This window comes from Lacinutrix salivirga (assembly GCF_053604675.1).
In genome coordinates this window covers 1-12,276 of record NZ_JBSHNP010000138.1, presented here as the reverse complement: position 1 = coordinate 12,276, position 12,276 = coordinate 1, and the positions used below count along the sequence as shown (strand labels likewise).

General features: G+C 32.3%; 5 protein-coding genes. All 5 read right to left on the bottom strand.

The features are described 5' to 3' along the window. Positions 1-6: 6 nt before the first annotated feature. Positions 7-4,815 carry a choice-of-anchor L domain-containing protein gene (locus ACVC5O_RS12935; protein WP_452221907.1) on the bottom strand — a complete coding sequence of 1,603 codons (4,809 nt, stop codon included), beginning with the start codon at positions 4,813-4,815 and terminating at the stop codon, positions 7-9. A gap of 125 nt (positions 4,816-4,940) precedes the next feature. Further along, positions 4,941-6,782: a gliding motility-associated C-terminal domain-containing protein gene (locus ACVC5O_RS12930; protein ID WP_452221906.1), complete on the bottom strand. Its 1,842-nt coding sequence runs from the start codon at positions 6,780-6,782 to the stop codon at positions 4,941-4,943. A 38-nt stretch (positions 6,783-6,820) separates the two neighbouring features. Continuing rightward, positions 6,821-10,150, bottom strand: a complete 3,330-nt coding sequence (locus tag ACVC5O_RS12925; RefSeq protein ID WP_452221905.1) for a T9SS type B sorting domain-containing protein — start codon at positions 10,148-10,150, stop codon at positions 6,821-6,823. An 85-nt stretch (positions 10,151-10,235) separates the two neighbouring features. Further along, entirely contained in the window at positions 10,236-11,069 is an 834-nt protein-coding gene (locus tag ACVC5O_RS12920) for an ABC transporter permease (RefSeq protein ID WP_452221904.1), read from the bottom strand. A gap of 63 nt (positions 11,070-11,132) precedes the next feature. Beyond that, positions 11,133-12,029: an ABC transporter ATP-binding protein gene (locus ACVC5O_RS12915; protein WP_452221903.1), complete on the bottom strand. Its 897-nt coding sequence runs from the start codon at positions 12,027-12,029 to the stop codon at positions 11,133-11,135. Between the last annotated feature and the right edge of the window lie 247 nt (positions 12,030-12,276).

Here is a 12,276-nt window from a genome sequence, read left to right as displayed (position 1 = left end):
TGTTAATTATAAACGTAAAGCGAAATGGCCTTTAACATCAAACTCAATACCATTATATTTTACATTGGCAACAAACCAATAGTCGTTTGCAGGCATCATATTACCATTATAGCGACCATCCCAACCTATTGAGTCGTGTTTTAATATAGTAAGTAATTTTCCAAAACGATCGTAAATAAATACTTTTGTACCTGTTAATTGCTGGACACCTGTAATGTGCCAAGTATCGAAATAGCCATCGCCATTTGGTGTAACAAATTTTGGAGTGTCTATCACTACAACATCTTTGGTTACAGGATTACAACCATTAATATCTATTACAGTAATAGTGTGAGGTCCAATAGCTACATTTTGGAAAAACCCTGTAGTTTGATAATCTCCATCATCTAGTTGGTATAAATAGGTTCCAATACCACTTACACTTATTGTTATATTATTTGGATCTGCAAAATCTACAGTTTCTGTAAATTCAATGTTTGCGGCTTCGGATTCTGTAACCGTAAAAGTTGATGTTGTTTGGCAACCAAATTGTGAAGTAACAGTTACTGAATATGTTCCAATTTCTGTTATTTCTATAGCTGAAGTGGTTGCGTTTGTTGACCATAAATAGGTGTCTGTAGTAAAATCAGTTTCAGCAGAAACTACAAGTGGTAAATTATCTAAACACACCACTTGATTTTGTATTGAATTTTCTGGTTTTCGGTTTACAAAAATTAAAAAACTTGTGGTATTAAAACAATGTGTTGTGTTATTTTCTACTCTAACAAATAGTTCTTGCTCGTTAAACGCTTCGTAATTTAAATCTGCAATAGCATTTTGATTGTTAATGGCATCTGTTTCGGTTTCAAAATAACTTACAGTAAAGTTGTCAGGATTTTGAGTGCCTAAAACCTCACTATTCTGTTGTGATAAATCAAATACAAATAAGCCATCAAAATCGGTATCACAACTTTCTAAATTAGAAGGCATATTTGCCATTGGAGTCGCTTCAACTTGAACAATAAAAGAAGAAGTATTAAAACATTGAGTTATTGTATTTTCTGCTCTTATAAACACAGTATCATTGCTTGTTGTGTAGTTATAGTTAGTATCTAATGGGTTGTCGTTGTTTTGAGCATCCTCTAATGTGCTATGAAAAGAGGTTGTAACGTTGTCTTGCTCACCAATTAATGCCTCAATAGTATCGTTTAAAATAAAGAGATTATCTTCATTTTCACAGATATTGAATTCTGGAATAGCGTTAATTGTTGGAGGTAAATCTACTATTAATTCTATAGGCACTAAAGCATAGCACTCAGACACTGTATTGTAGATTTTTATATAAGCGGTTTGCGGATTGCTTATGTTATTATAAGTCTCTGGAGTTGTAATTACATTGGTATCGTTTTCTAAATCTTCTAAAGAAGGGAAGTACGAAATCTCCACATTATCTTGTCTTATTTCTAAAACTTCTAGCTCTGCAACAGTTAAATCGAAAGTAATACTTCCATCTGTGTCTGTGTCGCAATCTCTTAATGCAGAAGCTCCATTAACTTCAGGGACTTGTACAATATTAAGTTCAAAAGTTTCAATACCTTGGCAATAAGTTCCGTTATCTACTACCACAAATATTGGTTGTGGATTTACAGTATTGGTATAATTTAAAGGTAATGCATTTGCCATGCTTTCTGCATCTTGTAGCGAAGCATAAAAGCTAATGTCTAAATTTTCTGGACTGTTTTCTGAAACTTCTTCAATAATTTCGTTTAAATCGAAAGTTGCAACACCATCGTTTGAGTTATCATCACACACAAACCAATCGTCTGGATTATTATAAATAGGATTTGATCCTACTTCAATTTCAAACGATGAGGTATCAAAACAGTTTTGATCGGTTAAATTTTCAACACGAATATAAATAGTTTGAGGTACAGATGTATTTTGGTAAGCAGTATCTTTATCGATTATTCCAGTTCTATTTATGGCATCGTTTTCAGTTTCAAAATAAAGAACTTGCTTACCTGTTTGACCATTAAGTATTTCGTCGTCCTTTATATTGAAAATAAAATCGGCTATTTGGTTGCCATCACTTTCGCAGTTTCTATAATTAGAAATTGCAGTAAATTCTGGCAGTGTATTAACGTACACTTCCATTGGTACTACAGTGTGGCATGACGTGGTACTATTTTCAACACGTATATAGATAGTTTGTGAGCTAGTAGTAAAGTTTTCTGGAGTAGTTATAGCGTTTGTAGCAGTGTTTGCATCAGCTTCAGTTAAATAAAAGGTAAAATTATGCGCAGTTTCATTAGCTATTATTTCTGAATTTTTAGCGTTTAAATCTAAAGTTGTTTCACCATCTGTATCATCATCACAAACCGTTAGATCACTTGGTTGAACTGCTAAAGGCGCAGAAAGCACGTTAATTTCTAAAGGTGTGATGTCAAAACATCCTGTGGAAGCATTTCTAACTCTTGCAAAAACTGTGAAAGGATTAGTTGTGTTATCGTAAAGCGTCGATATTTCGTTTTCTTGGTTAGTGGCATCTTCATTGGTTTCAAAATAAGTGATTACAGCAGTTTCTACTGTTTCTCCTACATAATCATTAAATACAGTTAGATCTACACTAGTTAGTCCATCTTGGTCTGTATCGCAATATTCTGTTGGTTCTAAAACAGGGATTTGAAAGCTTGGATTGACTTCTAAATCTATCTCAGATTCGTAAATACAATCTGGAGTTATTAGTGTGATGTATAATGTTGTTTGTGTGTTTACTTCGTAAAGTACAGTTTCATCTAAAGCATTTGTTTGGTTTTGTTGATTTTCTTCTGTTTCGTAAAAAATGATATTTACATTTTCTAATTCACCTATTATATTAGATTCTATATTTTCTAAATTAAAGAGAGCTATTCCATCATTATCAGAGTCACAAGCTCTAAACGTATGAATGTTAGTTCCTGTTTCTAATACAAATGTGTGCAATTCTATACCTATATAAGAGGCACAACCATTTTGGCCAACAACTCTAATATAAATGGTTTGAAAATCAGGCTCTGTATTAACAAAATTAGTAATGTTTGGTATTGGGTTTTCGCCAGTTTGAGCTTCTTCTTCAGTAATATGAAAACTAGTTGTAACATCTGTTAAGCCTTGTAAAACATCGTCAATTACTGTTGTTAAATCAAAAGCTTCAAACCCATCGTCATCTTGTTCGCAAGCATCTAATACTTGAATATCTGGATTAATTTGTGGGTTTTCTAAGGTGTTAATTGTTAATGTTGTTAGTGCTGTACAGCCAGTATTTATATTTTCGACTCTAATATAAATTTCTTCACTATTGCCTGAAGTTGCATAAGGAGAACTTAAAGGGTTAGAGCCAGATTGAGCGTCTGTTTGAAATTGATGATAGCTTACACTTAAATTTGGGTTTGCGTTAGTAATGTCTTCATCTAAAGCAACTAAATCTATATTTAAAGCATCGTTCTGGCACACTTGTAATGGATCTGGAGCATTGATAATTGGGTATTGGTTTACAACGAGATTAAAGGTTGCTATACTTACACAGCCAGTTACATCATCCTCAATTCTAACAAAAATAGGTTGTGGATTAACTGCATTTGTAACTGTACTAATTGCGTTTGTATTATTTGCGGCAAACACTTGTGATGCATGATAAGTCACTGTGTAATTGCCAGCAGGAACTACTGTTAAAGCTTCAGTTGTTTTTGTATTAAGGTTAAATGTTTCACTCTCATCATTACTACTATCATCGCAAAGTTCAAAATCACTAAGTGTAAAGCCTTCTTGTATAGTATTTAATTGTACATATATAGAATCTTCAATTGTACAGGTTGTATTATTTAAAGGGATGGCTATTTCAACTCTGTAATCACCAGATTCGCTTGTATTTAGTGTGCTATTTGTTTCGCCATTGATTTCGGTGTTATTTTGATACCATGTAAAAGTAGCATCAGGATTGCCAATATTTGCATCTAATGTAACATTAGAGTCGCAAGTGGTTATGTTTTCGCCTAAATTTACTGTATCGTTAAAGCTATTGGCTTGAATGAATACTGCGGAATCAAAATTTCTGTCTGTTTGATCTGCGATTACTAATTTAATATGGTATTGTACATTGGGTTGTATTGTTGCAGAGGCAGACATTACTGTTGTACGACCATTAAAATTAGTGTCTCCAACATTATAACCCTCAAAATATTGTTCGTTTTCTGCTTCACAAAATCCCACAATTTCATCGTGAATAGTACTGGTATTTACAGCGATGTTTGTACCTGGAATTAGTGCAATATTAGTGTAAGGATTAGTTGTACCAGCTTCTTTTATTAAGAAGGCAAAACCATCGGAATATAAACAAGGATACTCTCTAAAATATTCTTCGGAAGCTAGTATGTAATTAAATTGAATTTGGCTAGCAACAGAAATAAAATCAAATTCTATAGAGGTTGCATTTACTGTATTGGAAATTCCTAACGCTGTTTCTAAATCTGAATCTGTTTGCCAAGCCTCATCACCTTCGTTTAAAGGATTAACATTTTCTGTATTTCCTGCAGAATCTGCATTACCTGTAGAAAGTAGAATTCCGTTTTCGAATGGGAAATCAGAATTTTGTCTTTCAAAATAACCAAAACTAGAAAACCCATTAACACTACCATTACTATTAGACTCAATATTAGAGACTTGTACGCAACCTTCAACAAGGTTATCTTCTATAAGCTGTTGAGCTGTAAAACTACTGTTTACGCTTATTTGTTGTCCTAAAACATAACTACTAAACGTAATGGCAATAAAAAATAATGTCCAATTTCTTTTTATCATGAGCGTAGTTTGTTAGGTGTATTTTTGTCGGTGTGTTGCATAATTTATACGATGGAAACCATATATATGCGTCAAACCTACTTATAATTTAGATGAAATACAAATAAATACGACGAAATGCATATTTATTTATTAACATAAACCCAACCTGTTAATGGTTTGTAGTTGTCATCGTTTAAATACAGTACATAAAAATACGTTCCTGTAGGTACAATTTTACTGGTGTGATTAACACCATGATTGGCTATACCATTCCATGGAGTTTTATTATTGCCTTTAAAAATTAAAGTGCCATATCTATTATATATTAATAACTCGTGTTTTTCGAAAATATTATAAAGACCTTGTATATTAAACCAATCGTTAATAGTATCATTATTAGGCGAAAAGCCTTGTGGAATAAGTGGTGGACAATTTTCTGTTATTAAATTAAACTGATATGCCATGTAGCAATCTATAGTATTTATTCTTATATAAATAGACTGTGATTGTGTTGAGTTTTGAAAATTTTCTGGATTTATAATAGCATTATTTTCTACTATTAAATCTTCAATTGAAGTGTAAAACGAAGCAGTGTAGAGGTTATTAATTAAGAGGTCTTCTAATCGAACGGTTAAATCGAAAAACGCTTGGTTAAAGCCTTGGTCACAATTGTTTAATGAAGGTAAACTGTTAATTTCTGGAGCAGGAATAAGTGTTATTGTGTTTAGGAAACTGTTATTGTTTTCATTTAATTCTACAATTGTGCTTGTATTTGTGCCATCGTCGTCAATGTGTAAAACAATATCTAGAGCATCGCCTAATTCTGGTGGTACAGTAACTGTTGCAACACCATTTTCACTACCATTAATTGGAATGGTATTTAGTGTTTGCGTTTGTGCTATTAATTGGCCATTAGCATAAATTGCAATAGGAGTATTTGCAGGTAAAATATCTGTACTATTAGTATTGCTTACTGTATATTGGAGATCGATAATTCTATTACCACATTCTAAAATGTAATTTTCAATAGCAATTGTTGCATCTGGTAATTGACTATTTAATACTGTTATAATATTATTTAGTATAATGAGGTCTGCTCTAAAGTTTCCATTTTCGTCTAAAGCTCCTGTAGTTAGTTTAATTTCTACAAACGTATCACCAATAGACAAATTGTTTTCAATATTATAAACATCTAAATCGGCATTGTAAAACGTAGAGCTATTAGTAAATGTATTAGTGCCATTAAAGGCATTGTCTGCTAAATTTAATGGTGGATTAGATAGGATGTTGCCATTTATGCTTAGGGATTCTCCAAAATTTAGTTCGTTGTCACCTTCCCAAGCTAAAAAACCTATTTTTGCGTTTTCGTTATCTAACACATTTACATTATTAAGCGTAATTGTTTTTTCTTGTACGTTTCTGTTAATAATTTCTAAGCCTTGGAATAAATTAATTTGATTTAGAGGTAGAGTGTCGTCTTCGTATATTACATACAAGCTCCAACCTGCAAAATTTGTTCGGTTATTGCAGTATCTTGGATTGTTTTCTAAAGCATCAGAAATATCTAAATCAGAGAGTAGGTAAGTAGTTTCGCCTTCATTTAAAACAATATCTGTAATATCTGCAAAGCAAGAAAAATAAGGTAAATCTCCAAAAATGGGTTCGGTATAATTTACAATATATGTAGTTTCTGCAGTAACGTTAATTTCATTTAACTTAATGTCAAAGTCACCAGTTCCTGATCCAGCCCAATACAGATAGGCAGCAATAATTGTGGTGTTTGTTGGAAGTGTTAAAGACGCTGAAGAGTTAGGTAGTATTTCGCAAAACTCCTCAGAGATATTATTTTCAGCTTGATTTAAAGTGTTGCCTATGGCAGTATAATCGAATCTGCCATTAAATTGTTGGTATAATGCAATTTCTTGAGCGCTTATAAAATTTAAGCTTAAAGAAATACTAAGGATAACAAATAAGAGCAGTCGCATTAGTTAGAGAATTGTACTCTAAAATACGATAATTATAATTAACGTTTTAGAGTGAAATGATTCATATACACTCTTCCGTCTTGAAGAGTTACCGAAAACCAATAGTCACTAGCTGGTAAAAGATTGCCATTTAATTTTCCATCCCAACCCAAACCAGAAGGACTTACTTGTGCAAGTAGTTTACCATAACGATCGTAAATTAAGATTTTTGAATTTGGCTGAAACTGTCTAGACACACCATAGACTTGCCAATAATCATTTTCACCATCGTTATTTGGAGTAAAATATAATGGGAAGCCAATAACTGAGACCATTTGGTCCACTACACCACAATTGTTTTTAGTATCTTTTACATTTGCAGTATAAATACCAGGAGCAACATTGGTAAACACAGTATTAGTTTGGTATCCTGTTGTTATGCCTTCTGCATTAATAAGTTCGTATTGGTAACTGCCTTCTCCTGTAGCTAACACAGTTACAGTATTATTATTTAGGCTACCATCTGTAACTTCAATATCTGTTATTGTTGCAATATTAGAGGCTTCTATATTAATTGTCCTTTGTTTAGAACAACCAGCAGTAGTTGTTACAGTTGCCGTATAAGTACCAATTTCATTGACTTCAATTTCTATTGTATTTTCTCCAGAACTCCAACTGTAAGTATAGTTATTTGGCGAGTCGTTAATAACACCACCATTTAGAGTAACCAATTCCGGAAAATTATTTAAGCAATATAAAATGGTCTCATCGTCTTCTAATTGAGGCAACGGATTTATAGTTAATTGAAAATCACTAATTCCAAAACACGCATTATCATTCTCTACACGTACATAAAGCGTTTGAGAGTATGGAGTTGTATTATTGTAAGGCGATATTAAAGCGTTTTGTTCTAATAATGCATTCTCATAACTTTCGTAATAATTTATATCTAATCCAGCTGGTAAGGCTGCTAAAATACTAGACGTAAAGTCTTCTAGATTAAAGGTATTTATACCATCCTCAGAACCAAGTTCATCACAAACTGGTTGAGGTGTAAATGGATTGATTTGAGTTGTGCTCACTTCTAAGCTTAGTTCTGCAATATTATAGCACTCAGTGGCAGCATCGTTAACTCTTACATACAAGATTTGAGGATTTGATGCATTTTGGTAATTATTAGAGTTTAATGCATTACTATTACTTTCGGCATTATTAAATGTGGTAAAAAATTGAGTAGTCACTCCTGTTGCTCCATTGGTTAAAGCAGTATTAGCTTCGGTTAAATTAAAGGTGGTAAAACCATCAGAAATACCATCTTCATCACATTGGAATAAAGATGTATTTATTGCCACAGGTGCAGGATTAATAATTAAATCAAAGCTAGCAGTAGCAAAGCAGCTTGTGTTAAGATTATTTTCAATTCTAACAAAAAGTGTTTCTATTCCAGGCGTTTGGTTATAATAATTATTTGGTAAAGGAGCATTGCTTGTATTTGCATCATTTTGATTCTCGTGGTATGTTATTGTGTATGCTGAAGCATTCTGGGCACCTAAAATATCACTATTAAAATCAGATAATGTAATTGTAGTTTGTCCATTAGTATTGTCGCCATCTGAAGTGTCATCACAAACTTCAAAATCTATAGAAGCTTCAACAGTTGGTGTGTTAAATACTCTAAGTGTAAAAGCAGTAGTATCATAGCAATTTGCGTTACCAAAATTCTGAATTCTTGCAATAATGGTTTGGATACTAGAGATGTTATTATAAGGAAACACTAATTCGTTTTCATTATTGTCTGCATCCTGCTGTGTAGAAAAATACTTTACTTCAAAATCTAGTGGATTTTGCGCAAGTAGAATTTCATTATTTAAAGTCGTAAAGTCAAAAGTTGAAATACCATCATTATTATTGTCACAGACAGAAATATCGTTAATCGGATTCGCTATTGGAATATCGAAATAGGTAACAATAGCCTGACCTTCTTTTGTTTCGCAATCTCCAGTATTTAAGTCAATAAGTACTTCATAATTACCATTTTCGGTTACTAATAACTCGTTAGGTATTGTTGGCGTTGGTATGGCAACACCATCTTTTGTCCAGGTATAAATTCCTCCAGGAATGTCTTCAGCAATTAACGTGTAATTTTCGCCTTCGCATAATGGTAAGTCTATAGTATTTGTAGTATCTGTTGGAATAATATCAATTTTTTCACTAAAAAAAGAAGCGATAAATGGAGGTAAGCCTTGCCTAGCATTTCTGCCAGCTAAATCTATTGTTGCATGGTTGTAATTGGCAGCTAATCCTAAATTATTAGGATTGTTAATTACACTTAAAAAAGGTATTCCATTATTATATGTTGCGCTTAACGTTCTATATATTTTACCATTTGGACCTAATTGTAATGCGCTTCGGTATAATTGCCTATCATCTAAAACAGTTTCTGAAGCACCAATATCTGTAGCATTTAAATCGTATTGTAATAAAGCACCATATTGCGCACTTGCAATATTAAATTGGTCTTGTGGAGTCTCGTAATATGAGCTTACATATAATAGTTCATTATTTGGAGAGAATTCTATACCATAAGAAGATTGAGGTTTTGTAGGCTCGTGCCTAAAAGTGATAAATATATTTTGTGGATTACTAACTGTTCCTGTTGCAGTATCAAAGTCAAATAAATACAATCCTTGCGCTACGTTAGCACAAGCTAATTTTGTGCCATCTGGAGAAAATTTTAAATACCCTCTTCGTTCATTAACTGTAATGCCTGCAAAAGAAACTACAGGAGTTGTGTTAACTCCAGCAGCCGAAACCTCGTAGGCATAAAATGTATTATTACTTTCTCCACCATTAGAATCTGCAAAAGTTATAACCCAAATATTTTGACTTTCACAATCTTTTAAAACAGCACTTAATTTTTCTGAAGCGTTAAATAATAGTATTTGATTTTTTGTAGTGACATCTCCTAATCCTCCATTTAAAGTCATATCAACTTCAGAGAAACCAAAGCCTGAGTCTGTGGTGCTTTGAAAAGGCGTGTCTGCGGTAAAAATATAATATATATTATCATCGTTAGGTTTGGGAACTATAATTGCCGATTGTGTGCTCGATTGGTTTCCTAATAATCCAGTTCCATTTGGCATAATATCTCCAAACCTATCATATACAATTTCTCCATTGGTATAAAATAGTAACTCACCAGTATTGTTAGAAATACTGGTACAACCTTCTTCTGTAAATAATTGCCCATCTGTTAAAGCAGTAACAGTTCCTGTCGCATTATCAAATTGAATACCTGCGTTATCACCAAAATACCAATTGGCTGCTTCTTGTTGAGAATAAGAAATTAGGCCTAATAAAAGGCATAAAAGGAATAAGATTTTTTTCATTTAATATAGCAATAGCTAGTAAAGATATTACAAAAAAGTATTAAATGCCACTCGATTTAGTTAAAATAGAGTGTGAGGTTTAAGACTATAAATCGCGTTTTTTTAGCAGCGCATAAGATAAATATATGAATAAGGTGGTCCAAGCTAGTACAACTAGTATCTCGTACCAATGTACTGCGTAGTCGAAATTAAAAGTTTCACCTACTTGGTTAGCCACTTCTTTAACAGCTCCAATTCTTGAAAAAGGTTCATTAATTAATGTGGACATTGAGCCTAATGGGAAATATTCTAAAATACTATCTGCTAAGGCTTTAGATTTGTTGGTGCTTAAAATAATTAACCAAACAATGCCTTCAAACATATACCAAACAAATAAAAATCCTAAAGCAAATGCCGAACGTTTAACCAATATGCCTAAAAATAAACAGAACGAGAAAAAAGCCAATAGTTTTATAAAAAATGCAAAGAGGTATTCTAAATCCGAAAATATAATTGACGCTTCTGTATATTTAGAAAACACCAAGCCTAAGATTAAAGACAATACAAATATAAATACTGTAGAAATTAATGCGAACACACCAACTGTGAGGAATTTAGAGAATATAAATTCTTTTTTACTCAACCCATCAATTAAATTTTGTTTAATGGTTTTGTTGCTATACTCATTGGCCATCATAGAGACAATAACAATCGCTAAAAAGAATTTTAACGAAGCTGCTATATAAGTGTTAAAATGCCATATATATGGGAAATTAAAAATCCCTTGTTCTGCTAAATGGAATTTTATAGGTCCAATATCAAATTTAATTGCAGCAATTAATGCAATAAAGGACAACAGTATAAAGTAAGATAAAATTAAAATTTTACTTGCTTTATTATTCCAAAGTTTAATAAATTCTATATTTAAAAGTCGTAACATACGATTGGTGTTTTTATTGGTTTAACCGAAAAATTTTCAGTTTAAAATGGTAAATAAATAATATTAGTTAGTGTCTGTAAGCTGAATAAATTGCTCTTCTAAACTTGCTTTTCGTTTTACTAAATGGGTTAGAATAATACCATTGTCAAACAAGTTTTTGTTAAAAGCCGAAGCTTCTATAGGTTCGTCTAAAAAGGCAGTTACTAAATCATCTTCAGTTTTAATAGTACCAATCGAAGAATTGTTTTCTAAAAGTGATACTAATTTTTTAGTATCGTCACATTTTAACTCAAAAAAACCATGACTTGAAATCATTTCGTCCACACGACCAGAATATAATTTTTGGCCTTTACGAAGCACAACAACATGAGAACACACTTTTTCAACTTCATCCAATAAGTGAGATGCTAATAAAATGGTAGTTCCATTGCTTGCGATTTTTCTAATAATATTTCTAATTTGTATAATTCCTTGTGGATCCAAACCATTTGTAGGCTCGTCTAAAATTAAAATTTCAGGATCGTTAAGTAGTGCAGAGGCTATGGCTAAACGTTGTTTCATCCCTAAGGAGTAGGTACGGAATTTACTGTCTTTTCTATCCAACAAACCAACAAGCTCAAGTTTTTCGTCAATTTTTGAGTGGTTTACACCTTTAATTTTGCAAACCAGTTTTAAGTTTTGGTTTGCAGTCATGTAAGGGTAAAAATTTGGTCGCTCAATAATTGCACCTACTTTTTTAAGTGCATTATGTGTTGTGGTATTGGCTTCAAACCAACTAAATTCTCCAGCAGTTTTATTTACAACATTTAGCACAATACCTAATGTGGTAGATTTTCCGCTTCCATTAGGTCCTAATATTCCGTAAACATTTCCTTTTTTTATAGTAAAAGACAAATCGTTTACAGCAGTTAAATGCCCAAATTTTTTAGTAAGATTATTTATTGATAGAATAGTTTCCAATATAGATGTGTTTTGGTGGTTGTAAGTAAGACGATTAGATTCTGTATTTGTTACAATTTTAAAAATAAAAAAGCATTCTAAACTATAGAATGCTTTTTTTAAAATGTTTGTCACGTCCTGAAATAAGTTGACACAAAATCGACTTATTATGAAAAACAAAGAAACCAAAAGAGTAAAACGTACCCAACGCGATTATAATTTAGGCTTTAAATTAGCCCTTGTATCAGAGGTGGAAAAAGGCAATTAC

What these genes read in the sequence shown, in the direction of transcription:
- ACVC5O_RS12935 (WP_452221907.1), bottom strand. Translation starts at nt 4,815, where the DNA reads ATGATAAAAAGAAATTGGACATTATTTTTTATTGCCATTACGTTTAGT.
- ACVC5O_RS12930 (WP_452221906.1), bottom strand. Translation starts at nt 6,782, where the DNA reads ATGCGACTGCTCTTATTTGTTATCCTTAGTATTTCTTTAAGCTTAAAT.
- ACVC5O_RS12925 (WP_452221905.1), bottom strand. Translation starts at nt 10,150, where the DNA reads ATGAAAAAAATCTTATTCCTTTTATGCCTTTTATTAGGCCTAATTTCT.
- ACVC5O_RS12920 (WP_452221904.1), bottom strand. Translation starts at nt 11,069, where the DNA reads ATGTTACGACTTTTAAATATAGAATTTATTAAACTTTGGAATAATAAA.